The organism is Solirubrobacter phytolaccae (assembly GCF_027587195.1).
In the GTDB taxonomy this organism is placed as follows: domain Bacteria; phylum Actinomycetota; class Thermoleophilia; order Solirubrobacterales; family Solirubrobacteraceae; genus Solirubrobacter; species Solirubrobacter phytolaccae.
This window is the reverse complement of sequence record NZ_JAPDDP010000025.1, coordinates 33,722-58,777: the sequence shown is the minus strand read 5'-3', so window position 1 is coordinate 58,777 and position 25,056 is coordinate 33,722. Positions and strand designations below refer to the sequence as shown.

The following is a 25,056-nucleotide window of genomic DNA, read 5'->3' as shown; positions in this document are numbered from 1 at the left end:
TGCTCGATGGACCATAGTCTGCATACGGATCGGGTTGGTGTGTAGGATTTGACTCGTCCTGATGAGGTCCAAGTCCCGATTGTCGAGATGCTGCGTGCACGATTCGGTGAGCGTCCGTTTCGAGTCTCCGAGGCGGTGCAAGCGGGCGCGAGTCGCAGCAGCCTGCACCGCCTGCGCGCGAGTGGCGAGCTGGAGGGGGTTGCGCGGGGAGTGCTGCAGCTTCCGGGGGCTGGGATGGGGATGTTGTCGGATCTGGCGATCGTCTCAGCGCGAGTGCCCCGCGGGACGATCTGCTTGAACTCCGCGCTCGCCTATTGGGACCTGACCGATGAGATTCCGGGCAGGGTCCATGTGGCGGTGTCGCGCGGTGCGCATCGTCCGGTGATTTCGACGCCGCCGACCAAGGTGCATGTCTTTGATGCGCGGACGTTCGAACTCGAACGGCAACAGGCGAGCACCGATGTCGACGAGCCGTTCTGGATCTACTCGCGCGAGCGGGCCGTTGTGGACGCCCTGCGGCTGCCACGGCTCGTTGGCCGTGATGTCGGCCTGCAGGCGTTGCGTCGATACGTGAATCAGAGCTCTGCGAGTCCGGCACGCCTCACCGAGCTCGCCCGCGACCTGGGCGGCGCACCGGCGCTCGGGCCGGCGTTGGAGGCGTTACTCAGTTGAGCGATCCGGCTGCCGGCGATCACGCTGCGGCTGCGGCTTTCAAAGCGCTGCGTGCCCGGGCACGTGCGGAGCATGGATCCAACACGCAGTCGCTGCTGGTCGTGTACGCGGTGGAGTCGTTCTTGCGGCGGCTGGCGATGTCAGCGCATGCGCACCGCATGGTGCTCAAGGGCGGCATGCTGATGGCTGCGAGCGATATCCGGCGGATGACCAAGGACGCGGATCTGGCGACGCACGGCATGGCCAACGGCGAGCACGCGGTGCGCGATGCGGTCGCCGAGATCATCGCGCTGGTTCCCGATCCGCCCGATGGTGTGACGTTTGACCCAGCCACGATCCGAACCGAGGTCATGCGTGAAGGCGACGAGTACGAGGGCGTGCGGTGCAAGCTCACGGCCACGCTCGGGAGGGCGCAGATCCCGTTTGCCCTGGACTTCTCGTTCGGGGACCCGGTCCGCTCGACGGTGATCACCCTCGAGTCGGTCATCGGTCACCCTGGCATCGAGCTGGCTGCCTATCCGCTGACGCTCAATCTCGCGGAGAAGATCGTCACCGCGATGCAGCGGCGCGAGACGAGCACCCGCGATCGCGACTTCGCGGATCTGTGGGTCGCGAGCCGCCGTCACCGGCTCGACGCCGCTGAGTTGCGCGGCCACATCACTGCCGTTGCGGCACATCGCGGGCAGCCCGTGCTGCCGCTCGCGGAAGCGCTCGCTCACATGCCTGACCGCCAACGGCCCTACACGGCGATGGTCGAGCGCATGTCATACCGCTCGCCGCCTCCCGCACGGTGGACGGACATGCTGACCGATGTGATCGCGTTCGTTGACGCCCTCCTCGGCGACGAACGTGCGCTGTGGAGCCAGGGCTGACGGTCAGGCCTTCTCGGCCTCACGTTCCTGGTACTCACGCGGCGACAGACCGTGGAAGCGGGTGAAGGCGGTGCTGAAGGTCGGGAGGTGGCGGTATCCCACGCGACGGGCGATCGCGCTCGGTTTCGCGCCGCCGGCCAGTAGGTCGCGGGCGATGCGCATGCGGGCGGCGTAGCGCCAGCGGGCGAAGGTCATGCCGGTCTCGTCGCGGAAGGCGCGGTGGACGTCGGCGGGGAGGTCGGACGCGGCTGGTTCGGGGGACGCGTCGATGCGGCGTAGGTATTCCATCGCGGCCGCGTGCGCGCGTGGGTCGGTGGGCATCGGGACCGAGAGCGCACGTTGTGTGGCGACCTGTTCGGCGAAGAGGTCGAGGATGTGCCGGGGGTCGTAGTCGTCGGGGTGCAGTCCGGACCGGGCGCTGATTGAGCAGAAGGTCAGGTAGTCGTCCCAGGCGGGGGAGAACTGGACCTGGAGTGGCTCGGTCAGCTGGAGGTCACCGGTGCCGGCGTCTCCGAGGGGCAGGGAGACGGAGTTCTCGCGCAGGCCCGTGACGTGCTCCAGGCCCGCGGGGATCCAGGTCGCTACGCCGCGCTGGCGTTCGTAGCGGTGATCGCCGATGTCGAGGTATCCGCTGCCGCGGTAGATCCAGCTGAGCACATGCATGTCGTTGGCGTGTGGGGGTGTGCGGGCGGCGGGCAGCAGGTCGGGTGCGGTGGCGAAGGCGCTGTCGCCTCGCACCATGCGCACGAGGTCGTCGGTTTGCCGCGCCAAGGTGGCGCGCTGGGTCAGGTCGACGCTGGCGGAGCTGGCGGAGAGCTCCCTGCTGAAGTCCCGGGGCGTGGCTCCGTACTGCTGCTTGAACGCGCGGGTGAAGCCGTTGCGGCTGGCGAAGCCCACGCGCGCGGCGACCTGGTCGACGTCGTAGCCGGCGGCCAGGAGCTCGACGGCCGCGATCAGCCGGTTGTGCAGTCGCCACTGCTCGAAGGTGATCCCGGTGTCGGCGAGGAAGTCGCGGCGCAGGGTGCGTGGGCTGGAGTGCGCCCTGGTCGCCCACTGCTCGACGGTGAGGTCGAGCGACGGGTCACGGCTGAGCTCCTCGGCCACCGCTCTGGCACCGGTGGCTCTCGGGATCTCCGGCAGCGGGCTGGGACGGCGGCGGAGGAGGTCGGTGATCGCGTCCTGGGAGAACCCGCGACCGCTGAGGGGCGTGACCTCCAGGTTGAAGAGCTGGATCAGCCAGTCCTGCCAGCCGTCGGGGACCTCGAACTGCGTCGGCTCCGCCAGCGACTCGGCACCGGGATGGGGCCAGAGGGGGAAGGCGACGGTGCCCGGCTCGGTGACGATCGCGCGGTGGTGCCAGCCGTCCGCGGGAATCCACGCTCCTTGCCCGGCGGTGAGGTGGAACGCCGCGGCGTCGTCGATGTGCACGTGCGCGGTGCCGGTGCGGATCCAGATCAGCAGCGGGCGGCGCGGGTGCCCGGTCGAGTCCGACCGGGCCGGCGGGATCGGTGGCGGCTCGGTCGCGTCGGCGGGGAACGGGAACGGGCTCGCCATGCCCTAAACAATATGGCAGTCTGCGCACACTCTTGGGTGTTAGGGTCCCCTAATAGTGCCGAAGACCTCGCGCCCGCTCACCGTGCGTTCCCTGACCCTGCGGGAAGTCGAGGTCGTCCGGGTGGCAGACCTCACGCCGGGCATGCGCCGGATCACGCTGGGCGGCGAGCAGCTTCGCGCGTTCACCTCGGCGAACGGCTTCCCGCAGCCGGCGTTCGACTCCTCCGGGTTCGACGACGACATCCGCCTGGTGTTCCGCTATCCCGGTCAGGACGAGCCGGTGCTGCCGGTGCAGAGGGAGCGGGGCATCGACATGCCGAGGCACCCCCTGCCGCTGTCGAAGGTCTACACGGCCCGTCGCTGGGACCCCGGGGCAGGGGAGCTGGACGTGGACTTCGTCAAGCACGGCATCGGCGTCGGCACCACCTGGGCGTACCGCGCGCAGGTCGGTGACCGCATCCACTTCTTCGGCCCGAGCGCGTCGCGGTCGCTGCCGCACGACGCGGACTGGCTCCTGGTCGCGGGCGACGACACGGCGATCCCCGCCATCGGCCGCTTGCTCGAGGAGCTGCCCGACGACGCACGGGCGCGGGTGTTCATCGAGGTCGCTGAGGACTCCCACCGACTGGAGCTGCGGCCGCTGCCCAACGTCGAGGTGACCTGGCTGGTGCGCGACGGCGCCGAGGCGGGCACGACGACGCTCCTGCGGGACGCGGTCCGAAACAGCCGCTGGTGGGACGGCCGCCCGTTCGCGTGGCTCGCCGGGGAGCGCACCGCGGTGCGAGACCTGCGCCGCCATCTGGTCGAGGAGCGCGGCCTGCCCAAGGACGACATCCAGACCACCGGACACTGGCGTCGCGGCGAGGTCGTCGCCTCGAAGTTCGACGGGGCGGTCCCCGACCCCGAGAAGTCGATCACGCCGTTCGAGAAGCTCCATCAGCTGGCCGAGCTGACCCGGCCGATCGCGATCCGCACCGCCGTCGAGCTGGACATCCCGGAGCTGATCTCGCGCGGTGTGACGAGCGTGGCGGACCTCGCCAGCAGGACCACGACCAACCAGCGGGCGCTGGGCAAGCTGCTGCGCTACCTGCACGCCGCGGGCCTGCTGACCGAGACGGCACCGGGGCACTACGACCTGACACCGGTCGGCGAGGTCCTGACCAACGAGTTCACCGCGGACACGCTGCACCCCGACGGCGTGGCGGGCCGCGAGCGCCTCGGCCTCTACGGGCTCACCGAAGCGATCCGCACCGGCCGCTCCGCCTACGCCACGGTCACCGGGCAGAGCTTCGCCGACGTGCGCGCGCAGCAGGACTACGAGGATCGCTACCTGGAACGCCTGGCCGGGTTCCAGGCCGCGCTGGCGGAGCCGATCGCCAAGTCCGACCTGCTCAGCGGCGTCGGGCAGCTGGTGATCCACTCCGGCGGTGCGGGCGCCCAAGCGCGCGAGTTCGTCGCCGCCCACGACCGCCTGCGCGTGACGATCTGCGCGCTGCCCGCCCAAGCCGACTGGCTGCGCCGCGACCTGCCCGACACGATTCCCGACGAGCAGCAGCGCGCGCGGGTCAGCGTGGTCGAGCAGTCGGTCTTCGAACCCAGCCCGGCCGCCGACGCGGTGCTCATCATCCGCGCCTTCAAGACGCTGCCGGACGCCGACGCGGCCCACGCCCTGCGTCGCGCGTCGGAGAACCTCGTCCCGGGTGGCCGGGTGCTGCTGATCGAGGACACGTTCGACCTCGAAGACCTCGATTCCCGCGACGGCGAAGCGGACCTGCTCGCCCTCACCGTGCACGGCTCGGGCCTGCGCACCGCCGCCGAGCTCGACGCCGTCCTCGTCCGCGCCGGACTCGTTCGCCGCGCGACGCACACCGTGGGCTGGGGCACCGCCGTCCACGAACTCGTCCCCGCAGATCCCCCGAACCAGAAGCCATGACCATGAACCCACTGAGACGACGCGGCGTTGCCCTGGCCGCCACCTTGCTGAGCGCGACGTTCGTGCTCACCGCCTGCGGCGACGACGGCGAAGACTCCGAGAGCGCCGCCGCCAAGACCAGCACCACCGCGCCCGTCGCCCCCAAGACCCGCACGGTCAAGGCCGACAACGGCTCGATCGAGATCCCCGGCGACCCGCAGCGGGTCGCCACGATCGGCAACACGACGCTGCCGTTCCTCGACGTCGGCGGCGAGCCGATCGGCCTCACGGCGGAGTCGGACTCCACCGTCGCGCTTTTGCCGGAGGACCAGCAGGCGCGGTATGCGGCCGCCACGAACCTCGCGCCCAGCGCGGACGAGGTCGACATGGAGAAGCTCGCCAGCCTGAAGCCGGACCTCATCCTCGCCCAGATCCCCGACGCCGAGTTCGAGAAGATCGAGGAGCAGCTGCAGGCGATCGCCCCGACCGTGTTCTGGGGGCTCGACACCGAGTGGAAGCCCTTCGCCGACGCGATCGCGGAGGCCAGCAACACGACCGACGCGCTGAGCGCGCAGAAGACCGGGTTCGCGGACAAGATCGCGAAGCTCCAGGAGACCTACCGCGAGACCATCGACGGCACCTCGTTCGTCGACATCTCCCGCTGGGAGAGCTCCGATCCCGGGACGTTCGCCATCGCGGACATCGGTTGCTCGGAGATCGCCCGGGACGAGGTCGGCATGGACTTCCCGGAGGCGGCCGAAGGCGAGGACCCCTTGGCCTACACCGCCTTGCCGTTCGAGCAGCTCGGTGACCTGTCCAAGTACGACGTGATCACCTACCCGGTCGACGCCGAGGGCCAGCCGACGGAGCCGTTCGCGGCGGTGGTCGAGACCAACACGTGGAAGGCCTTGCCGGCCGTGAAGGCCGGTCGCGCGCTCGGCGTCTTCTGCCCCGGCAACAACTCCTACGGGCCCGTCCTGCAGTACCTGGACTCGCTGGACCGCGCGCTGGCGTCCCTCCCCGCCGAGGAGTGACGGCCCTCTTCCCACGGCTTGAAGCTCCGGGCACCGTGACGGTGCCCGGACGTCGTTCGCGCCTGCTCGGCCTGGTGCTGGCGCTGCTGGTGCTGCTGGCCTTGCTGGTGCTGAGCGTGATGATCGGCTCGACGGCGATCGCGCCGTCGGTGGTGTGGGACGCCCTGGTCCATCCCTCGAGCGACATTGATCAGTTCTCGATCCGCGACTTCCGGCTGCCGCGCACGATCGTCGGGCTGGTCGTCGGCATGGCGCTCGGGGTCTCGGGGGCGTTGATCCAGGCGCTCACCCGCAACCTCTTGGCCGATCCGGGCATCCTCGGCGTCCACGCCGGCGCGTCCTTCGCGGTGACGGTCGCCGTGGGCGTGCTCGGCGTCCGCGACCCCCAGGGCTACATGTGGTTCGCGTTCGCGGGGGCGCTGGTCGTCACGCTGATGGTGCTCGCCCTCGGGTCGACGCGGCAGGGCTCGTCGGCGGTGGTCGTGGTGCTCGCCGGCGTCTGCGTAGCCGCGGTGCTCGGGGGTGCCCGGGAGGCGCTCCAGTTGACCGATCCGGACGCCTTCGACGCGATGCGGTCGTGGAACGCCGGCTCGATCGTGGCGCGCCCACTCGACGTGGTGTGGCCGATCCTGCCGTTCTTCGCGGTCGCGCTCGTCCTGAGCTTCGCGGTGGCGGGCCCGCTCAACGCGATGGCCTTGGGCGACGATCTGGCCGTCGCCCAGGGGGTCCACCTGGGGCGTACCCGCGTCCTCGCGATCATCGCGCTCACCCTGCTCGCCGGAGGGGCGACCGCCATCGCCGGCCCCATCGTGCTCGTCGGGCTCATGGTCCCGCACGTGGCCCGCTGGATCGTCGGCCCGCACCAGCGCTGGATCTTCGCCTACAGCGCGCTGCTGGGCCCGAGCCTGCTGCTGGCGTCAGACATCCTCGGCCGGGTGGTCATGCATCCGGGTGAAATCCCCGTCGGCATCGTCACCGCCTTCGTCGGCGCCCCCGTGCTCATCGCGCTGGCGCGGCGCAACAAGGCGAGTGGGCTATGACCACCGGCGCGGGGGTGGACTTTGGACGGCGGGTGCTTACCGTCCGGCGCCGGCGGTTCGCGCTCCGGCTCGAGTGGCGCTCGGTGATCGTCTGCGCGGTGCTCGCGGTCGCGCTCGCCTGCCTGGCGGTGCTCGCGCTGATGACCGGCTCGTACCAGCTCAGCCCGGGGCAGGTGATCTCCGCGCTGACGGGCGGGGAGACCGGGCTCGTGCACGACATCGTGGTCGAGTGGCGGCTGCCCCGGGTGACCGCGGCGGTGGTGTTCGGCGCCGCGCTGGGGGTGAGCGGGGCGGTCTTCCAGTCGCTGCTGCGCAACCCGCTCGCGGATCCCGGCCTGATCGGGTTCGCCGAGGGCTCCTACACCGGCGCGCTGATCGTGATCCTGGCCGTCAACGGGACCTACTGGCAGTTGGTCGGCGGGGCGTTGCTGGGCGGGATGGCCACCGCCGTCGCCGTGTACGTGCTCGCCTACCGGCGGGGCGTGCAGGGGTTCCGGCTGATCATCGTCGGCATCGGCGTCTCGGCGATGCTCCACTCGCTCAACACCTGGATGATCCTCAAGGCCGAGCTGGAACAGGCGATGTCCGCGGCCGCGTGGAACGCCGGGTCGCTCAACGGGGTGTCCTGGGATCAGGTGGCCATCGGCGGCGCCTGCATCGCCGTGCTCCTGCTGCTGGCGGCGAGGTTGGGCCGGCCGATGCGGCAGATGGAGCTGGGGGACGACGCGGCTGCGTCGCAGGGGGTGCGGGTCTCGGCGACTCGGCTGTGGCTGATCGTCGTCGGCGTGGCGCTGACGGCCACCGTCACCGCCGCCTCGGGGCCGATCGCGTTCATCTCCCTGGTCGCGCCGCAGATCGCCCGCCGGCTCGCCCGCACCGCCGGGATCACGCTCGCGCCCGCCGCCTTCGTGGGCGCGCTGCTGTGCTTGGCGGCGGACTATCTCGCCCAGCACGTCGCCCCGACGACCCTGCCGGTCGGGATCATCACCGTCATGCTCGGCGGCGGGTACCTCGGCTGGCTGCTGTTCATCGAAGCGAGGAAGCGGTTGTGAACGGTTCGCGGCTCCATGTCGACGGTGTGACGATCGGCTACGACAAGCGCGTCATCAGCGAGGACCTGTCGGTGTCGATCCCGGACGCCTCGTTCACGGTGATCGTGGGTCCGAACGCGTGCGGGAAGTCCACGCTGCTGCGCGGGCTGTCGCGGCTGCTGAAGCCGTCGGCCGGTCAGGTGATCCTGGACGGCGCCGACCTCCAGTCCTTCAAGACCAAGGAGGTGGCACGGCGGGTCGGGCTGCTGCCGCAGACCTCGATCGCCCCCGACGGGATCACCGTCGCCGACCTGGTGGCTCGGGGCCGGTACCCGCATCAGGGGTTCGTCCGGCAGTGGACCGAGGCCGACGAGCAGGCCGTGCGCACGGCGATGGACCAGACCGGGGTCACCGACCTGTCCAGCCGCCTGGTGGACGAGCTCTCGGGCGGGCAGCGCCAGCGGGTGTGGGTGGCGATGGTGCTCGCGCAGCAGACCAGCATCCTGCTGCTGGACGAGCCGACCACCTTCCTCGACATCACCCATCAGATCGAGCTGATGGAGCTGTTCACCGACCTGCACGAGGTCGGCCGCACCCTGGTCGCCGTGCTGCACGACCTCAACCAGGCCGCCCGCTACGGCACCCACCTGATCGCCATGAAGGACGGCAAGGTCGTCGCCGTCGGCCCGCCCGAGGAGGTGGTGACCGCCGAGCTCGTCGAGGAGGTCTTCGGGTTGCGGTGCCTGGTCGTGCCGGACCCCGTCGCGGGAACGCCGCAGGTCGTGCCGCTCGGCCGCGATCGAACCCGGCAGAAGGCGCAGCGGTGAGCCTGTCCGTCAAGCGGGTCACCGCCGACGAGGTGGAGGTGACGTTCGTCGACGAGCCCGGAGACGCCACGACGCTCTCGGTGGTCATCGGCCCCAGGATCGGCCTGAACCCGATCGGCACCGCGTTCACGTCGGTGCCCGGGACGTCGTCTCGCGCGCTCACGCTGCGGATGCGGTCCGACCTGCGCTTCTCGTACGTGTTCGTACGGGACGGCGAACGGGTTCCGGACCCGTTCAACCCGCCGCCGCGGTTCTCCGAGTGCGCGGTGGAGCGGTTCTCCGGCGCCTCGGTGGCCGTGCTGCCCGACGCGGCGCCGCTGCCCTGGCTCGAGCAGGCCGAACGGCTGCCGCCCCCGGTGCTGGAGTCGGCGGTGCTGGGCGACGAACGCCGCATCTGGGTCTCGATGCCCCCGTCCAACGAGCGCGCGTTGCCCTTCGTCATTCACCTGGACGGCACGCCGGACCACAGCGCGCCGAGCGTCCGCGATGCCCTGGTCCAGGCGGGCCAGATCCGGCCCTGCGCGGTGGTCCTCGTCGAGCAGCTGCAGCGCGACGAGGAGCTGCTCTGCAACCCGGCGTTCTCCCAGCTGCTGGTCGAGGAGCTGCTGCCGTGGCTCCACCAGCGATACCCGCTCTCGCGGGACCCTCGCGACGTGGCGCTGGCCGGGGAGAGCTTCGGCGGGCTGTGTGCCGCCTGGACCGCGCTCCATCACCCGACGACGTTCGGCAACGCCATCCTCCAGTCGCCTTCGTGCGGCTATCACCCTGACTCCGGATGGGGGTTGGCGGAGCTGCAGCGCCGCGCCCCCGTACCGACGCTGATGGCCGACTTCTTGGCCGCGGACACGGCACCGATCCGCATCTTCCACGACGTCGGCGAGCTGGAGAGCTCGCTCACCCACAGCCGCTGGCTGGACCTCGTGCTCACCGGCAAGGGCTACGACACCCGCTACCGGGAGTTCGCCGGCGGACACGACTACGCGTGGTGGCGAGGGCTGTTCGCCGACGCCCTGCAGTGGTGCTTCCCGCTCGAGGCATGAGCCGCACCGACCCCGCCGGGCTCGGGCGCGGGCCGCTGACGCGGTGGCTTCCCGTGGTGGGGCAGGCCTCCGCCGAAGCGTCTGACGTCCAGCCGTTCGAGACCAGGCCGGGCGAGCGTCCGGGCCGGTTCGTGGCGCGCGTGATCCTTTCGCTCCCGCGGGTCACGGTCCCCTCGATGCTGCTGGCGATCGTCTGGCAGGTCGGCGAGGCGGCGGTCCCGGTGGTCATGGGGGTCGCGATCGACCGGGCGCTGGGAACCGGCGACGCCGGCGCGCTAGTGCTGTGGATCGGTGTGCTGGTGGCCCTGTACGTCGCGCTGACGGCGGCGGCCAGGTTCACGAACCGGCTCAACGCCTACGCGATCCAGCGGCTGGCGCACCGGCTCCGGGCCACCCTCTCGACAAGGGTGCTGCATCCCGGCGGCGGCGCGGAACCGGACGGCGGGGTCGTCTCGGTGATGACCAATGACGTCGCCCGGCTGGCCAACGCCGGGCTGCTGGTGGTCCTGCCGGTCGCGCGGATCGCCGCCATCGGGTTCATCGCCGTGTCCCTGCTGGTCACGCACTGGCTGCTCGGGGTCGTGGTGCTGGTCGGCGCGCCCGAGGCGGTGTGGCTGATGGGCCGGCTGAGCGAACGGCTCTCCCGCGACACCCGCGCGTACCAGGAGTTGCTCGCCGGCACGGTGGGACGGGCCACCGACCTGATCGCCGGATACCGGGTGGTCAAAGGCGTCCGCGCCGAGGCGGAGGCGACCCGGCGTTATCGACAGGCCAGCCGGGAGACGCTCGCCGGCGCCCAGCGCAACGCAGCGCTGCTCGGACGGTTCCTCGCGGGTTCCGGTGCGGTCAACGGCGTGTTCGTCGCCGCGGTCGCGGGGCTCGCGGGCTGGCTCGCGGTGGACGGGCAGCTGGGGATCGGCGGGTTGATCGCCGCGGTCGGTCTCACCCAGGCGCTGCTGCCGCAGATGGAGTCGATCGCGAGCGCTTCGATCCCCAACCTCGCGGGCGCTCGCGCGTCGGCCGCACGCATCCTCGCGGCGGTGGATGACAGGCGCCCGGTCGCGCCCGTGGAGGTCACACCGGCGCCCGTCGTGGAGCTGCCGGTGCTGGAGGTGGCTGGACTCGGCGTGCCGATCCGGGTGGCGCCCGGCGAGCTCGTGGGGGTGCGCGCCGATGACGGGACCGCCGCCCGGATCGCCGGCGCACTGCTCAACCCCGAGCTCGGTGATCGCCTCGAGGTGCGCCTCGATGCCCGGCCGGCGCACGCTCTGGCCGCGGCGCACTACCGCTCCCGCGTCACCGTCGCGCCCCACCGCGCCACGCTCTTCACCGGCACCCTCCGCGAGAACCTCACGCTGCCTGCGGGTGAGCCGGGGCTGCTGGACGCGGCGGTGCGGGCCGCGGCCTGCGAGGACTTCGCGGCCGACCTCGACCGCCCGGTCGGCGAGAACGGCAACCGTCTCTCCGGCGGCCAGCGGCAACGGGTCGCGCTCGCCCGCGCCCTGGCGACCGGCGCACCCATCCTCGTGCTGCACGACCCGACCACCGCGGTCGACTCGGTGACCGAGCAGACCATCGCCGGGCGGCTGGCCGGCGTCCGCACGGGACGCTCGACGCTGCTGATCGCCTCCTCACCGGCGCTGCTCAGCCGCTGCGACCGCGTCGTCGACGTCCCCGAGGCCGCCTCGTGACCGATGACGCGCTTCCGATCGCGGGTGACCGTGAGACGGCGAGGGAGGTCTGGCGGCTCAGTCGTGGGCACCGTGTCCGTCTCGCCGCGGTGGTGGTGTTGGGCGTCGTCAGCACCGCGATCGACCTGATCGGGCCGGTCGCGATCGGATTCCTGATCGACCGGGTGCAGGAGCGCACCGCCGATCTCGGCACCGTGCTGACCGTCACGGCCGCCTTGGTGGTGTCGGCCGTCCTGGGCGCGATCGGCACGGCGGCGACGATCGTCCTGGCCACCCGCGCGTACCACGCCATCCTCGCCGGCCTGCGCGAGCGGCTGGTCGCCCGCGCCCTGACGCTGCCGCAGCACCGGGTCGAGCGCGCCGGCACCGGGGATCTGATCTCGCGGTCCAGCGACGACGTGACCGCGGTGGCCGATGCCGCGCCCGTGGTGGTCCCCGTGGTCACCGCCACCGCGTTCAGCATCGTCGTGTCCCTGGGTGGGCTGGCGGCGCTGGAATGGCCCTACGCCGTCGCGCTGGCCGTCGTCCTGCCCGTCTACGGGCTCGCCCTGCGCTGGTACCTGCGCACCGGGCCGGCGGTGTATCGCGCCGAGCGAGCGGCGATGAGCGCCCGCGCGCAGCAGATCGTCGAATCCCAGCGTGGCTACGCCACCGTGCTCGGCTTCGGGCTCGGCGAGCAGCGCCACCACGCCGTGATGACCGCCTCCTGGAGCGTCGCGGTGCAAGCGCTGCGTGCCCGCACGGTCCAGAGCATGTTCAACACCCGCCTGAACCTCGGCGAGTGCCTGAGCCTGGCCGTCATCCTCGTCGTCGGCTTCGTCTTGATCGAGGCGGGCACGTCCACCGTCGGCGGCGCCACCACGGCCATGCTGCTCGTCCTGCGGCTGCTCGGGCCGGTGAACCAGCTGATGTTCGTCGTCGACACCCTGCAGTCCGCGCTCGCATCGCTGAACCGCATGGTCGGCGTCGTCACCACCGCGGCCCCGGACACGCCCGCTGCGTCGCGGACCGGCACCGCGGTCGAGCTCCGCAAGGTCGAGTTCCGCTACGGCGACGGTCCGCTCGTGCTCGACGACATCACCCTCGACATCCCGGCCGGCCAGCGTGTCGCCGTCGTCGGCCCGTCCGGGGCCGGCAAGACGACCCTCGCGGCCGTGATCGCCGGCATCCATCCACCCGCCGCCGGGACCGTGAAACGGCCGGAACGCACGGTGATGATCACCCAGGAAGCGCACGTGTTCGCGGGCACGCTGCGCGAGAACCTCACCCTCACCGCACCCGACGCCACCGACGACCTCCTGCGGGCCGCGCTGGAGGTCACCGGGGCTGCGGGACTGCTCGACCGGCTGCCCGATGGCCTCGACACGGACCTCGGCGGCGGCGGGCACGAGCTGACCGCCGCGCAGGCGCAACAGGTCGCGCTCGCCCGTCTGGTGCTCGCCGATCCCGAGCTGGCGATCTTCGACGAGGCCGCCGCCGAAGCGGGCTCCACCGACGCCACGTTGCTCGATCGCGCCGCCGACGCCGCCCTGGCGGGCCGTACCGGGCTGGTGATCGCGCACCGGCTCTCCCAAGCCGCGGCCTGCGATCTGGTCGTGCTGATGGAGCACGGGCGCATCACCGAGCGCGGCACCCACGCCGAGCTGGTCGCCGCCGGCGGCGTGTACGCCGGGTTGTGGGCCGCGTGGGAGGCCGGACGGGACGTCCGGATGGTCGGGTGAGCGGGGTCTCGCGCCGTCGGTCGCGAAGCCATCAGAACCCCGCGTCGGCGCTCTATCCGCTCAGCGCAGGTGTCGCATGACGGCCCGCCGATGCGTCTCGTAGCCGCTGAAGCTCGCCGGTCCGGTACATCTCGATGAGCACCTCGCACCCGCCGATGAACTCCCCAGCGGCGAAGAACTGCGTTGTCGTCGACGAGCCGCTCACAGCGACGAGCGCTCGCTGCGTCGCGAGGTCGGCGTCCACGTCGATCGCGAGAAAGTCGATCTCGGCGAGCCGCAGTGCCGCGACAGCGCGGTACGACGCCGGACTTCGCGGGTCCTGTGGCGTGCCTGCCATGAAGAGCACGGCAGATGCGGTGGCCACCGTCGCACGCACGTCGATCGCGGTGCGACCGGATGGGCTACGCAAGGACGACCTCATCGCTCGGGAGCTGGAGGAGCTCATCGCTGAACCGGGCAGCGAGCTCGGCGTCCCAGTGGTCGTAGACCTCGTGCTGGGTGGTGAGGGCGGAGCGTCTCGAAGGATTCAGCCGTTGCTGCGTCGTCGCGAAGGGGTGGATGCGGAGCGGTACGGTCCGCAGGGGCAGGTTGGGGTGGATCTCCTGCAGTCGATCGACGAACGAGGCCACCGCCGAGCCGGGATCGCTCGGGAGCGGGCCTGTGAACGTCGCATAGGCGTACAGGTCGAAGCCCTCTGCGAGCAGATCACGGAAGACGTCGAACTGGCGGTCGAAGAGCTCCGGCTCGGCGCCGGAGGTGTGCGCGAACGAGGCCGGGTCGAAGCCTTTGAAGCAGCCGACCCGCGAATGGCGTGGGAAGGTCGCCATGTACTCGATCTCGCTGGACGAGAGATGCTCCCAGAGGTACCGGGTGCTCAGGTTGTCGTCCGACCACACGTATGTCGCTCCGCGCAGGCCGCGCTCCTCGAGGGCCTGCATCGTCCACAGCGTCCATTCGGGGACGAGGTCCGGTTGGCCCCCGGACAAGTCCAACACACCCGGCGGATGCGGCTGACCGAGATACATCTCGACGAGCTGCTCGGCCGTGAAGAAGCGCGAGACCTTGCGGTTGCCCGAGAGCCGGTCGTCATCGACGAAGCAGTACCAGCAGCGCCAGTTGCAGCCGGCGAGCTGAAAGACCTGTGTGCGCAGCTGCTGCTGAGGCGGGTGGCCACGAAACATCGGCCGCGCTCCGTGGTCGCGGGTCCTCAGATGGAGCGTGTAGTTCTCATACGTGCGTATGCGCCCGTAACCCGCGCAGTTGATCTTCGTGTACGCGTCCTCGGCCTCATGCGAATCCGGCAGATAGGCGATGAGGACCTCACGCGTCGCTGGATCGAACAGTCGCTCGCGTAGGGTCTTCGAGAAGCGATCGGTGTCAATCGGCTTTGGCACTCGGGCTCAGTTCGGGAGTCGACGGTGTAGGTGAGATGTGCAGGCCGCCGTGGCGGTCGGCGACCACCAGGTGCGAGGCGCCCGGGACGGTTGCGCACGCCGTCAGCGGGGTGCCGAGATCGCACGATGCGATCTGCGCCCCGGAATCCGCCGACAGCACCCGGAGACGCCCGTCGATCGACGGCACCGCGACGTGCCGACCATCCGCGAGCACCGCCAGCCCCCACACTCGTCCAGGCACCTGCGCCAGAAGACGCAGCGAGACGCAGTCCTCGTCCGTGGTCCAGATCCGGCCGTCGAGGCTCGATGCCACCAGCGCGCCTGAGTCCGACACGAAATGGACCGACGTGAACGGAGTCAGCGTCTCGTGCGCGCAACCGATCACTCGGAGCGCTGCACCATCGGCGGTTCGCCACAGCCGGACGGTCCCGTCCGCCGAGCACGTGGCTGCCACCGCCTTGCTCTTCGACAGTGCCACGCCCGTGACGGCCGCCGAATGCCCGACGAGCGTGATCAACCTGCGCCTCGGCTCGAGCGTCCATACGCTCGCAACCTGGTCCGACGCTCCAGAGATGGCGATCTCGCCGTCGGGAGAGACCGCGACGGCGTTGATCCATCCGTCATGGCCATGAAGCGTGCCGAGCAGAGCGCCGGAGCCGATGTCCCAGACGCGGAGCGTCGAGTCGCTGGAGCCAGACAGGACGCGGGTGCCGGCGGCGAATCCGGCGACGGCGTTCACCCACGCCGTATGACCCTCGAGCACACGGAGCGGACGTGCATCCTGAGCGGCCCAGATCCCGACGGAGAAGTCCGCCGAGCCGGTTGCCACCACGTCTCCGGACACGGCTTTCACCGCCCATACGGGCGCTGCGTGGTGGACAGGTCGTCGCCAGCCGGTGCGCGCCGCCGCGGCATCCTCCCGGATCGTCGTGAGGACCACATCGCCCTCGTCGGTACCGGCGGCGACCCTTCCCTCGCGATCGACGGCCAACGCGCCGACCGGCGCGCTGGGGCGAACCACGGATCGTGTGGCCGTGGTTCGCAGATCCCACGAACGAATCGTGCCGTCGGTGGCCGCGGAGATCGCATGCCCACCTTGAACACCGATTGCCGTTATCCAACCCGAGTGTCCGACGAGCTCACCCGCCGGACGCGGCCGGCGAAGCTCGTACACCGACAACCGGTAGTTGGTGTCTCCGACGACGACGAGGCCGCCAACCCACTCCACGGCTGCCGCCGTGAGCGGTGAGTGATGTGCGGTGGCGGACAGCAGCGCTCCCGACGAGAGCTCCCACATCTGGATGGTGCCGTCGGCCCGAATCGCGAGCAGCGAGTCCTGCGCCCGGGACACCGAGACTCCGACCACTCGCTGGCGACTTCCGCCAAGTTGCAGCCACTCATGGCTCTCACGGCTCTGGACGTGGAGCTCGCCGTCGTCATACCCAACCGCGATATCGCCGCTCGTGCGGTCCATCGCGAGCGCCGTGACACCACGCGAGTGCTCCCTGAGCGTCTCGTGGCGATCCGGCGAGTGCGACGACCACCGCAGCAAGCGTCCGTCGAGTCCACCCGACACGAGCTCGCTGCCATCGGAGTCGCACGCCACCGCTGTCACGGCCGCTTGGTGCCCTCGGAGCCGTCGCACTGGCGACGGGACGCTTCCCGTCTTCCACACTGCCACGGTCCTGTCGAATGATCCCGTCAGCACGACATGACCGCCCTCGGACATGGCGACGCTGCACACGGCGCTCGAAGCCGACGGAGGGCTGACGTGAAAGGTCTGCGGCGCGAGCATCGAGAGTCCGTTCCCAAGTCGATCCCGGCCACCGAGCCGTTCGAGCGATGGAGCGCGGAAGTCTTACCGCTCAAGAGCAAGAAAGCAAGACAGCCTGAGTAGACCGGTCCGACGGCCGATGAGCCAATCAGGCGAGGTCGAGGACCAGCCGGCACGTATGCGCCATGCCTCTGGCAGCACTGCGGACGGTCTTGACCAGCTCGTGCTGTGGTGCGGTGACGTCACGATCGATGTTCACGCTCAACGTGCCGACGGGAGTGAACGTACGGTCCTGCATCGGAACGGCGTAAACGAGCCTGAAGTACCGGCGGCTCCGCTCGTAGATCTCCCAGTCCATGCCGAGCTGATCCGCCGCCGGCAACGCTTCGAAATCGGCCCGGCTGAGCCCGGCCAGAGGCGCGGCGCCGAGATCGGCCCAGACGTCGTCGTCCTGCTCCCACGCGGTTCCGACGAGACCCCGGCCTTGCCTCCAGGACGAGAACGAAGCCGTCGCGGGCGCGGACGAGCTGTTGACCCGCAGCACACGCTGCATGACCGGCGGTCGTGCGTCTTCGTCGAGCAGCCAGAGATGCACGCCGATGTCATCCTCGTTGATCCGGAGCTCTTTGCCGAGTGCTCGGATGTCTCGCTGCAGCAGCGCCTCGATCGTCCGTTCCTTGCCGACCAGCAGCGGTCGACGCGGGCCGGCGAGGTCCATGGCCTTTCGGATCTGCAGCGCTACGGGGCCGAGCGCAGAGGCAAGGTCGTCGCGGCCAGGCGCGGGATAGGTGGCCGCCGTGATCCCGGCGAGGTCGGTCGGGATCTTGGGCGGATCATCGCGGCACCACACCATGAACGTACGACGCGATCCCAGCGCTCCGGTGAACAGGCCGAGCTCGAAGAGGACGTTGTCGCGGACGCTCGGCATCGTGTTGCCGGCCTGCGTGATCTCGTCGTCCGCCGCCATCACCAACACGGCGAAGTCGTAGTCGTCGGCGGCGTGCTCCAGCGCCTCGAGCGTGCCCCGGCTTAGGACGAAAACGCCTTGATTCCAGATCGTCGGCCGACAATAGGGCGAGAGCAGCGCCTGGAGCTCGTCAGCCACCGGCAATCCCGATTGGGACGACGAGCCGATGAACACGCGCTGCGAAGACCTCCGGTTGACGGTCAACCACTACTCGACTTGCGACGGGAGTGCACGGAGAAAGCCTCTCAACTTGACTTCACCGCCGCAAGTGTCCAGTAGTGGTTCGCTCCTAAAGGTGCATCAGGGCTTGTAGGTCTGGACCGCGCCGGGCAGCTGGCTCCAGTCGGCGTACCAGGCGTCGAACAGCGCGAGCTGGTTCTCGACGTAGCCGCGCTGGCTCGGGGTGAGCTCGTCGGTCTCGTTGAAGTGCAGCGTGTACTCGGTCTCGCCGCGCAGGACGAGCATGTGCTTGAAGTACAGGACGAGGTCGGGGCCGACGTCGAAGGACGAGAGCACGCCCATCGCCTGTTCGAGCTCCAAGGCGCGCTGACGTGCTTCCGCTTCCCCGCGGGCTGCCGCCAGACACAGGTTGGTGAGGTGCAGCACCTCCACCGGGAGGACGTTGCCGATCCCGGTGATCGCCCCGGCGGCGCCGCAGTTGACGTAGCCGTGGAAGACGGCGGTGTCCACGCCGATCGCGAGCAGGACGTCGTCGTCGCCGGCGCTGGTGATGTTCTCCGCGGCGTAGCGGAGGTCGTCGTCGCCGCCGAACTCCTTGAAGCCGACGAGGTTGGCGTGCTCCTTGCGCAGCGCGAAGAACAGGTCGGCGCGCGTCGCGAAGCCGTAGTACGGGCTGTTGTAGATGACGGCTTCGAGCTCGGGGGCGGCGGAGAGGATCGCGCTGAAGTGCGCCTTCTGCGCGGACAGGACGGTGCCGCGCGACAGCACGCGCGGGATCACCATGAGGCCGTTGGCGCCGACCTCGTTCGCGTGCGCGGCGAGGGCGACGGCGCTGCGGGTGTTCACCGCGCCGGTGCCGACGATGACCGGGATGCCGGCGCCGACGAGGCGCTCGACGCCCTCCATGCGCTCGGCGTCGGTCAGCAGCGGCCAGTCGCCCATCGAGCCGGCGTAGATCATCGCGGTCATGCCGTGGTCCATCAGGGCCTTCGCCTTGCGCACGAGCGCGTCGAAGTCCGGCGTGCGGTCCTCCTTGCAGGGCGTCATGAGCGCCGGGAGGGTGCCGTTGAAGATCGATGCGGTCATAGGTCCCACGAGCTTGCCGCGCACGCCGCGTGACGACCAGCGACAGATGCCGCGTGTTGAAGCGACAACTGTCGACCCGAAGCCGCCCTTCACACGGTTGCCCGATTGCAGGAGGATGCTGTCTCAGCGAACGGAGGGACCATGTCCCCGACTGCCGGAACGATCGACCTGCGCGATCTCTCGAAAGACATCGACGGGGTCGAGTTCAAGTACACGCTCGAGACCGCCGACGAGGCCAAGGTGCCCGAGTTCTTCGGGGGTGTGCTCGGGCGACCCAAGCGCCGCAAGGTGTACTTCTACGACACCCGCAAGCTCAAGCTCTTCAACGCCGGGCTGGTGCTGCGCGCCCGGGTCACGCAGGGCGAGGACGACGACTCGACCGTCAAGGTCCGGCCGGCGAGCCTCGACCGGCACGCGCCGTGGCGGGAGGGCAAGGGCGTGGTCGTCGAGCTCGACGTCTCCGGGAAAGGACCGATGTGCTCGGCGAAGGGCGAGGGCACGCCGAAGCACGGGCACGCCGAGGCGGTCGAGGCCGGCCGGCGTCCCGTCGGCGCGCTCTTCTCGAGCCAGCAGGAGAAGCTGCTGCACCTGTACGCGAAGGGCGTCAAGCTCGACGAGCTGAAGGTGCTCGGCCCGGTCGACGCGCGCAAGTGGGAGCTCGACAAGCTCGACGGGTTCCCGTACACGCTGTGCGTGGAGGAGTGGACGCTGCCGGACACGACGCGCTTCATCGAGCTCTCGATCAAGGCGGACCGCAAGGACGCGCCGCGTGCGAAGGCCGCGTTCGACAAGCTGCTCAGGCGCCACAAGATCACGGTGGTCAAGGGCAAGGAGCAGAAGACGCCGCTCGTGCTGAAGTTCTTCGCCGACCGCCTCTAGGGCTGCAGGCGCGTGGTCTCCCAGCCGCCGCGCACGCGCGTGTATTGCAGCCGCCGGTGCAGGCGGTCGCCGCTCGCGCACCAGAACTCGACGGTCGCCGGCTCGAGCCGGTAGCCGGTGAAGCGCTCCGGGCGGGGGAGCGGGGCGGCGCACGGCTCGAGGGAGGTGATCTCCGCGCGCATCGCCGCCACGTCGTGCAGCGGCTCGCTCTGGCGTGAGACGGTCGTCGCGGGGTGCAAGGCGACCGGGCGGGCGAACCAGAGGTCGTCGGACTCCCCACCGGAGAGCGGCACGACCGGGCCGGAGACGATCAGCTGCTGGCCGGTCTCGCGCCAGTAGAGGAGGCCCGAGGCCCACGGGTTCACGGACAGCTCGCGGCCCTTCTGGCTGCAGGCGTGGCTGGCGAACAGCAGCCCCGCGTCGGTGATGGCGATGATCGTGACGATGCGGCTGGAGGGACGGCCGAACGCGTCGGCGGTGGCCAGCGCGAGCGCCTTGGGCTCGCGGACGCCCAGCTCGCACGCCCGCGCGACCCACGCACGGACCAGGCCGAGCGGCTCGGCCGGCGGCGTCTCGTACTCGGGGAACTCGAGCTCGACCCCCGCGGTGAGGGTCTCGAACCGCGCTGCGGTCATCGTGCGATCTCCTGGAGGTAGAGCTCGCCGCGCCCGGCCACGACGGCGTGGCCGCCGACGGCGACATCGAGCACGCGGTCGCCCGCACCTTCGGCCCGCGCGTGCATGACGGAACGGCGGCCGATCTCCACGCCCTGGACGATCTCGTGATCGGCACCCCAGGACGCGAGGCCGTGGCGGGCGAGGTGGACGGCGAGCGGGCCGGCGGCCGAGCCGGTGGCGGCGTCCTCGACGACGCCGTATGCGGGCGAGAACATCCGGGCGCGCCACGCCTGGCCCGCACCGGCGAAGCAGTTCACGGCCACGTCCTCGAACCGCGACAGCGCGCGGTGATCCGGGTGCAGCGCCGACAGCGCGTCCACGCTCTCCACGCCGACGAAGACGTGGCGCGGACCGTTGCGGTAGATCTCCACCGGGGTCACGGACGCCGCGACGCCCAGCGCCGCGAGCAACGCGTCGGGCTCGTCGAACGCCCGCCACGTCGGGAGCGGCTGGCGCATCTCGACACGGTCGCCGTCGATCGTGCAGGCGATGAGCCCCATCGCGGTCTCCAACCGCACACGATCGAAGCCGTGGATCGCCTGCAGCGCGACGACCGTGCCCAGCGTCGGGTGCCCGGCGAACGGCAGCTCGTTGACCGGGGTGAAGATCCGCACGCGGAAGTCTCCGTCGCCCTCGGCGGCGAGCACGAACGTCGTCTCGGACAGGTTCAGCTCACGCGCGATCCGCTGCATCAGCTCGCCGCTCAGCCCGTCGGCCGCGACGAACACGGCCACCGGGTTGCCCTCGAGCGGCCGGCGGGCGAACGCGTCCACCACGGTGTAGGCGCGGGTCATGGCGCGACCTCGGCGACGTCGAACGTCAGCCGGTGATCGGCGGGACGGCCGATCAGCTCCGCGGCGCGGTTGGGCGGCAACGACGCCGGCCGCTCCCCGTCCCAGAGCATGATCGCGCCCCAGCGTCCGCGTTCGCGGTCCACGATCCACAGCTTCAGCCGCAGCCCGTCGATCCCGCGCCATTCCTCGACCGCGGTCGCCGCGTGCAGCGCGTCCACGTCGTCGACGTCCCAGAACGCGATGTCGACGATCATCGCCCGAGCACCCCCTCGAGCAACGCGCCGACGATCTTCGGCCCGTCGACCGTGAGCAGCGACTCAGGGTGGAACTGCATCGACGCGAACGTCGGCCCGCGCAGCGCGTGCACCTCGCCGGTCGCCGGGTCGCGCGCGACCTCGACGTCGCCCACCCACGGCGCGTCGCTCCGCGCGCAGAACGTGTTGTAGAAGCCGACTCGCCGCGGCTCGCCGAACAGGTCGATCTCCCGCGCCACGCCCTGGTTGGGCACGTCGCGCCGGAGGAGCGGCAGCCCGAGGCGCAGCGACAGCACCTGATGGCTGAGGCAGACGGCCAGGAACGGCCGGCGCGAGGCCAGCAGCACGCCCACCGCCTTGTGCAGGTGGGCGATCTTGGGATCACGCAGCGCGCGCGGGTCGCCCGGCCCGGGCCCCATCACGACGAGGTCGTGCCCGTCGAGCGCGTACGGCTCGTCGAAGCGCCGGACCGTGACCGTCAAGCCGAGCGAGCGCAGCTGGTGGTCGAGCATCGCGGTGAACGTGTCCTCGGCGTCGATCACGAGCGCCGTGCGCGTGGCCAGCGACGGCACCGCCCGCGAAGCCGCGCGCCCGCCGTTGAGCCAGAACCCCGCGATCCCCGTGTTGCGCCGCCGCAGCGCCGACTGCACGTCCGGATGCTCGGAGAACTTCACCGGCTCGAACGTGCGCAGCATGCCCGCGGCCTTCGCGCGCGTCTCCTCGACCTCGGCCTCCGGGTCGGAGTGGCGCACGAGCGTCGCGCCGACGCTCAGCCGCATCCGCCCGGCCGGGTCGATGTCTGCGGTGCGGATCATGATCGCCGAGTCCAGCGTGCGCGCGCCCGCCGCGTCCCGGCCGATCAGCGCCGCGACGCCGCTGTAGTAGCCGCGCCCGTCGGGCTCGTGCCGGTGGATGACCCGCGTCGCGCTCTCGAGCGGGCTGCCGGTCACGGTCGGCGCGAACATCGTCTCGCGCAGGGTCTCGCGCACGTCGATCGAGGTCTCGCCCTCGATGAAGTACTCCGTGTGCGCGAGGCTCGCCATCTCCCGCAGGAACGGGCCGACCACGCGGCCGCCGGAGTCGCAGATGCGGGCCATCATCTTCAGCTCCTCGTCGACGACCATGTACAGCTCGTCGGCCTCCTTGGTGTCGCTGAGGAACTCGCTGACGCCCTCGAGCGTCGGCCCGGTGCCCGGGTAGCGGTAGGTGCCGCTGATCGGGTTCATCACCGCGGTCCCGCCGTTGAGCGTGATGTGGCGCTCGGGCGTGGCGCCGACCAGGGTCCGCTCACCCGTGTGGATCACGAACGTCCAGTACGCGCCCTGCTCGCGCAGCAGCAGCCGGCGGAAGAGCGCGAGGGCGCCGAGCGGCGAGTAGTCGCCGATGTCGGCCACGAACGAGCGCTTGATCACGAAGTTCGCGCCCTCGCCGGTGCCGATCTCCTCGGCGATGATGCGCCGCACGGTGGCGGCGTAGCGGGCGTCGTCGCAGTCGAAGGCGCCGCCCTGCAGCGCGGTCGACACGTCCGGGATGCGGGTGAGGACGTCGCCGAGCGGGAGCTGCTGCTGGTCGGCGACGGCCATGGCGATCAGCGGCGCGCCGTCGTCGCGGGCGGTGAAGCCGCGCTCGGAGATCTGGCGGTAGGGGACGACCACGAGCACGTCGTGGCCGGGGCCGAGGACGTCCTCGGCGAGCGGGATGTCGGCGAGCGACGCCAGCTCGACGGCGTCGCCCGCGAGCACGTCGACGGTGTCCGCGCAGCCGCTGTGCGGGCGGTGCAGCACGGCGAACGCACCCTCCTCCAACGCCAGGATCCGGTCGAGCAGATCGCTCATCCGAGCACCTCGTCGCAGGTGAGGACCATGCCGCAGCGGCGGGCGACGTAGTCGAGCGCGAGCTGCTGATCGGCCTCGGAGAAGTCCCCGACCGCGTCGGCGACCAGGAACACCTGGATGTCGTTGGCGAACGCCTCCAGCGCCGTGGCCAGCAGCCCGACGTGGGCGTAGACGCCACACAGGATCAGCTGGTCGCGGCCGCACGCGCGCATGCGCGCTCCGAGGTCGGACCGGAAGAACGCGCTGTAGCGCCACTTGACCAGCCGCCAGTCACCGGGGGCGGGGGCGAGCGGACCGACGACCTCGCGGTCGGCGGCGTCGGTCCGCATGCCCGCGCCCCAGAAGTCCATCAGCAGCCCGCGCTGGCCCGTGCTCATCCGGCCGGGCTGCGCGGTGTACGCGACCTTGACGCCCCGCGCGGCGCAGCCCTCGCGCAGCCGCGCCGCGTTGGCCACGACGCTCGTGCGCAGCGGATCGGGCAGCGCGCGGACGAAGTAGTCCTGCATGTCGTGGACGAGCAGGACCGCGCGCTCGGGCGCGACCGTCCAGCGGGCGTGGTTCTCCGGCAGGCGCTCGCGGGTGGGGAGCGCGTACGGCGCGATCGTCGGCAGGCCACTCATGCGCCCGCCGTCCAGGCCAACACCGCGGCGACCGCCTGCCACGGCGTGAGCCGCGGGTCGCACAACGTCGTGTAGCGCTCGCCGACCGAGCCGAGCGCGGACGCGTCGTCGGCGCATTCGGTGACGTCGTCGGGCGTGGTCTCCAGATGCAGGCCGCCCGCGACCGCGCCCGCCGCGTCCACGGCCTGCCGGAACTCGCGGACCTCCTGGGCGATCGTGCCGACCAGCCGGGTCTTGAAGCCCGACGGCGTCGCGATCGTGTTCCCGTGCATCGGGTCGCACAGCCAGACCACCGGGTGCCCGGCGCGGCGCACCGCCGCCAGCAGCGAAGGCAGCCGCTCGAGCACCGTGCCCGCGCCCATCCGCGCGATCAGCGTCAGCCGGCCGGGCGTGCGGTGGGGATCGAGCCGCTCGCACAGGCGGACGAGCTCGTCCGCGGCCAGGCTCGGGCCGACCTTGCACGCCACCGGGTTGCTGATCGCGGCCAGCAGCGCCACGTGGGCGCCGTCGAGCTGGCGGGTGCGGTCGCCGACCCACGGCCAGTGCGTAGAGGAGAGCCAGCGGCGCCCGTCGGCGAGCGTCCGGATCATCGGCAGCTCGTAGTCGAGCAGCAGCGCCTCGTGGCTGGTCCAGACCGGGGCCTCGATGCGCGGGCCCGGGCGGCCCGCGCCGCGCCAGCCGAGATGCTCCATCATCCCGCCGGCGGCCATGTAGCCGGCCAGGATCCGCAGCGGGTCGGCCTGCCGGCCCAGCTCCGGGTCCGGGTCGTTGACCATGTGCCCGCGGTACGCGGGCAGCTCGACCGCGCCCACCTGCTCATACGGCTTCGAGCGCGGCTTGGCGAACTGGCCGGCGATCCGCCCCACCCGCACGACGGGCTGCTGCGTGGCGAGCTTGAGCGTGCCGGCGAGCAGGTCGAGGACGGCGGCCTTGCGGGCCACGATCGCGGCGGTGTTGTCCGCCGGGTCCTCCGAGCAGTCACCGGCCTGCACGACCAGCGCCTCGCCCGCGGCGACCTGCGCCAGCAGCTCGCGCAGCGCGTCCACCTGCTCGGCGACGACCAGCGGGGGACGGGCGGCGAGGATCGCCCGCACCCGGCGGACGTGCCCGTGGTCCTCCCATAGGGGCTGCTGAAGCGCCTCGCAGCGTTCGATGTCGACGATGAGGTCTGCGGCTTGGGTTCTCACTGCTGCTCTCCGTGC

23 protein-coding genes and 1 pseudogene are annotated in these 25,056 nt (G+C 71.0%); 12 read left to right on the top strand and 12 right to left on the bottom strand.

Annotated elements, in window-relative coordinates:
- Nucleotides 1-87 precede the first annotated feature (87 nt).
- The 3 genes and pseudogenes from OJ997_RS38110 to OJ997_RS15485 all read left to right on the top strand — a co-directional run.
- Nucleotides 88-213: pseudogene (locus OJ997_RS38110) on the top strand (type IV toxin-antitoxin system AbiEi family antitoxin domain-containing protein); the annotation flags it as partial.
- 81 nt (nucleotides 214-294) lie between these two features.
- Nucleotides 295-672 (top strand): type IV toxin-antitoxin system AbiEi family antitoxin domain-containing protein, encoded by a 378-nt coding sequence (locus OJ997_RS15490; RefSeq protein WP_270026063.1) that lies wholly within the window; start codon nucleotides 295-297, stop codon nucleotides 670-672.
- Nucleotides 669-1,544 carry a nucleotidyl transferase AbiEii/AbiGii toxin family protein gene (locus OJ997_RS15485; RefSeq protein WP_270026062.1) on the top strand — a complete coding sequence of 292 codons (876 nt, stop codon included), beginning with the start codon at nucleotides 669-671 and terminating at the stop codon, nucleotides 1,542-1,544. The genes OJ997_RS15490 and OJ997_RS15485 overlap by 4 nt, the downstream gene beginning before the upstream one ends.
- A gap of 3 nt (nucleotides 1,545-1,547) precedes the next feature.
- On the opposite strand, the gene OJ997_RS15480 is transcribed toward OJ997_RS15485, so the two are convergent.
- Entirely contained in the window at nucleotides 1,548-3,098 is a 1,551-nt protein-coding gene (locus tag OJ997_RS15480; protein ID WP_270026061.1) for a helix-turn-helix transcriptional regulator, read from the bottom strand.
- Nucleotides 3,099-3,153: 55 nt separating this feature from the next.
- Between OJ997_RS15480 and OJ997_RS15475 the strand changes: the two genes are divergently transcribed.
- The 8 genes from OJ997_RS15475 to OJ997_RS15440 are packed head-to-tail and all read left to right on the top strand — an operon-like array spanning nucleotide 3,154 to nucleotide 13,394.
- On the top strand, nucleotides 3,154-5,031 hold the full coding sequence (locus tag OJ997_RS15475; RefSeq protein WP_270026060.1) for a siderophore-interacting protein: 1,878 nt from the start codon (nucleotides 3,154-3,156) through the stop codon (nucleotides 5,029-5,031).
- A gap of 2 nt (nucleotides 5,032-5,033) precedes the next feature.
- Nucleotides 5,034-6,044, top strand: a complete 1,011-nt coding sequence (locus OJ997_RS15470; protein WP_270026059.1) for an ABC transporter substrate-binding protein — start codon at nucleotides 5,034-5,036, stop codon at nucleotides 6,042-6,044.
- 35 nt (nucleotides 6,045-6,079) lie between these two features.
- Entirely contained in the window at nucleotides 6,080-7,084 is a 1,005-nt protein-coding gene (locus tag OJ997_RS15465) for a FecCD family ABC transporter permease (protein WP_270026058.1), read from the top strand.
- On the top strand, nucleotides 7,081-8,136 hold the full coding sequence (locus OJ997_RS15460) for a FecCD family ABC transporter permease (RefSeq protein WP_272599821.1): 1,056 nt from the start codon (nucleotides 7,081-7,083) through the stop codon (nucleotides 8,134-8,136). Before OJ997_RS15465 ends, OJ997_RS15460 begins: the two co-directional genes overlap by 4 nt.
- Nucleotides 8,133-8,942 (top strand): ABC transporter ATP-binding protein, encoded by an 810-nt coding sequence (locus OJ997_RS15455; protein ID WP_270026056.1) that lies wholly within the window; start codon nucleotides 8,133-8,135, stop codon nucleotides 8,940-8,942. Before OJ997_RS15460 ends, OJ997_RS15455 begins: the two co-directional genes overlap by 4 nt.
- Nucleotides 8,939-9,982 carry an alpha/beta hydrolase gene (locus OJ997_RS15450; RefSeq protein ID WP_270026055.1) on the top strand — a complete coding sequence of 348 codons (1,044 nt, stop codon included), beginning with the start codon at nucleotides 8,939-8,941 and terminating at the stop codon, nucleotides 9,980-9,982. The genes OJ997_RS15455 and OJ997_RS15450 overlap by 4 nt, the downstream gene beginning before the upstream one ends.
- The gene (locus OJ997_RS15445; RefSeq protein WP_270026054.1) at nucleotides 9,979-11,673 is read left to right on the top strand and encodes an ABC transporter transmembrane domain-containing protein; all 1,695 of its coding nucleotides are present in this window, start codon (nucleotides 9,979-9,981) and stop codon (nucleotides 11,671-11,673) included. The genes OJ997_RS15450 and OJ997_RS15445 overlap by 4 nt, the downstream gene beginning before the upstream one ends.
- A complete protein-coding gene (locus OJ997_RS15440; protein ID WP_270026053.1) occupies nucleotides 11,670-13,394 on the top strand; it encodes an ABC transporter ATP-binding protein in 1,725 nt (574 codons plus the stop codon). The genes OJ997_RS15445 and OJ997_RS15440 overlap by 4 nt, the downstream gene beginning before the upstream one ends.
- Before the next feature lie 52 nt (nucleotides 13,395-13,446).
- Here OJ997_RS15440 and OJ997_RS15435 read toward each other — a convergent pair whose 3' ends face one another.
- The 5 genes from OJ997_RS15435 to OJ997_RS15415 form a co-directional block, all read right to left on the bottom strand.
- Nucleotides 13,447-13,770, bottom strand: coding sequence for a glutaredoxin domain-containing protein (locus tag OJ997_RS15435; RefSeq protein WP_270026052.1), 324 nt, complete (start codon nucleotides 13,768-13,770; stop codon nucleotides 13,447-13,449).
- Between the two features lie 25 nt (nucleotides 13,771-13,795).
- Nucleotides 13,796-14,788: a hypothetical protein gene (locus OJ997_RS15430; protein ID WP_270026051.1), complete on the bottom strand. Its 993-nt coding sequence runs from the start codon at nucleotides 14,786-14,788 to the stop codon at nucleotides 13,796-13,798.
- Nucleotides 14,772-16,583, bottom strand: coding sequence for a WD40 repeat domain-containing protein (locus tag OJ997_RS15425; protein ID WP_372517900.1), 1,812 nt, complete (start codon nucleotides 16,581-16,583; stop codon nucleotides 14,772-14,774). The genes OJ997_RS15430 and OJ997_RS15425 overlap by 17 nt, the downstream gene beginning before the upstream one ends.
- A 127-nt stretch (nucleotides 16,584-16,710) precedes the next feature.
- Nucleotides 16,711-17,703 carry a TIR domain-containing protein gene (locus OJ997_RS15420; RefSeq protein ID WP_270026050.1) on the bottom strand — a complete coding sequence of 331 codons (993 nt, stop codon included), beginning with the start codon at nucleotides 17,701-17,703 and terminating at the stop codon, nucleotides 16,711-16,713.
- A 126-nt stretch (nucleotides 17,704-17,829) separates the two neighbouring features.
- A complete protein-coding gene (locus tag OJ997_RS15415) occupies nucleotides 17,830-18,795 on the bottom strand; it encodes a dihydrodipicolinate synthase family protein (protein ID WP_270026049.1) in 966 nt (321 codons plus the stop codon).
- A gap of 141 nt (nucleotides 18,796-18,936) precedes the next feature.
- On the opposite strand from OJ997_RS15415, the gene OJ997_RS15410 reads away from it, so the two are divergent.
- Nucleotides 18,937-19,674, top strand: a complete 738-nt coding sequence (locus tag OJ997_RS15410; RefSeq protein WP_270026048.1) for a hypothetical protein — start codon at nucleotides 18,937-18,939, stop codon at nucleotides 19,672-19,674.
- Here the strand turns inward: OJ997_RS15410 and phzG are convergent.
- Genes phzG through OJ997_RS37600 form a run of 6 tightly spaced genes read right to left on the bottom strand, consistent with a single transcriptional unit; the run spans nucleotide 19,671 to nucleotide 25,041 of the window.
- Nucleotides 19,671-20,309 (bottom strand): phenazine biosynthesis FMN-dependent oxidase PhzG, encoded by a 639-nt coding sequence (phzG, locus tag OJ997_RS15405; RefSeq protein WP_270026047.1) that lies wholly within the window; start codon nucleotides 20,307-20,309, stop codon nucleotides 19,671-19,673. The genes OJ997_RS15410 and phzG overlap by 4 nt on opposite strands.
- Nucleotides 20,306-21,145: a PhzF family phenazine biosynthesis protein gene (locus OJ997_RS15400; RefSeq protein ID WP_270026046.1), complete on the bottom strand. Its 840-nt coding sequence runs from the start codon at nucleotides 21,143-21,145 to the stop codon at nucleotides 20,306-20,308. The genes phzG and OJ997_RS15400 overlap by 4 nt, the downstream gene beginning before the upstream one ends.
- Nucleotides 21,142-21,399 carry a hypothetical protein gene (locus OJ997_RS15395; protein WP_270026045.1) on the bottom strand — a complete coding sequence of 86 codons (258 nt, stop codon included), beginning with the start codon at nucleotides 21,397-21,399 and terminating at the stop codon, nucleotides 21,142-21,144. The genes OJ997_RS15400 and OJ997_RS15395 overlap by 4 nt, the downstream gene beginning before the upstream one ends.
- Nucleotides 21,396-23,234: an anthranilate synthase family protein gene (locus OJ997_RS15390; protein WP_270026044.1), complete on the bottom strand. Its 1,839-nt coding sequence runs from the start codon at nucleotides 23,232-23,234 to the stop codon at nucleotides 21,396-21,398. The genes OJ997_RS15395 and OJ997_RS15390 overlap by 4 nt, the downstream gene beginning before the upstream one ends.
- Nucleotides 23,231-23,854 carry an isochorismatase family protein gene (locus tag OJ997_RS15385; protein WP_270026043.1) on the bottom strand — a complete coding sequence of 208 codons (624 nt, stop codon included), beginning with the start codon at nucleotides 23,852-23,854 and terminating at the stop codon, nucleotides 23,231-23,233. The genes OJ997_RS15390 and OJ997_RS15385 overlap by 4 nt, the downstream gene beginning before the upstream one ends.
- Nucleotides 23,851-25,041 (bottom strand): 3-deoxy-7-phosphoheptulonate synthase, encoded by a 1,191-nt coding sequence (locus OJ997_RS37600; protein WP_270026042.1) that lies wholly within the window; start codon nucleotides 25,039-25,041, stop codon nucleotides 23,851-23,853. Before OJ997_RS37600 ends, OJ997_RS15385 begins: the two co-directional genes overlap by 4 nt.
- Nucleotides 25,042-25,056 lie beyond the last annotated feature (15 nt).